Source organism: Streptomyces bobili (assembly GCF_002154575.1).
Lineage (GTDB): Bacteria > Actinomycetota > Actinomycetes > Streptomycetales > Streptomycetaceae > Streptomyces > Streptomyces bobili.
The window spans coordinates 21511-22063 of sequence record NZ_MUBA01000151.1; the positions used below are offsets into that span (position 1 = coordinate 21511).

Sequence of the window (553 nt, forward strand, 5' to 3'; positions counted from 1 at the left end):
GCCGAAGTCATGTCCGAAACCGGTGCGCGCGATCGTCTCCAGCGTCAGTTTCGTCATGTCGCCGGGCACGTCCACACCGTCCCCCGAGGCCGCCGCGCGGTCCCAGTGACCGGTCAGCCGGTCCGCCACGTCCAGCATCATCGGGTGGTAGGCCTCCATGGCCTCCCGGCTGAACCCGGGCGCCAGCACGTCGTGCGCCAACTGCCAGTTGGGTTCGTGGTTGTACGCCGTGAACAGGGCGTCCCCGACCACCGGCCGCAGGTTGGCGACGCCGAGCCCCACGTGCTTGGCGAACCGCTTCTCGTCCGCCAGGTCGGCGGCGAGCCGCGCACCCCAGACGAAGACGAACTCCCGGCGGAAGACGCGCCGCCGGAAGATCGGCCCGAGCCGGCGGCCGTACGCCAGGGAGTCCTGCACCGGCGTCCGCGGGCTCGCGCCCAGAACGTCCCCGAGCAGCGGCAGCCGGTACGGCGGATGCGGGATGCGCCCCAGCTCGGGCCACCCCAGCCCGGCACTGCGGAACCCCTTGGGCAGCGCGGCCCCGGCCCCGGAC

General features: G+C 73.4%; 1 protein-coding gene. It reads right to left on the minus strand.

Features of this window, described 5'->3' with window-relative positions:
• A partial coding sequence (locus BZL64_RS41100; RefSeq protein ID WP_244205324.1) for a cytochrome P450 occupies positions 1–534 on the minus strand: 534 nt, incomplete at its 3' end.
• Between the last annotated feature and the right edge of the window lie 19 nt (positions 535–553).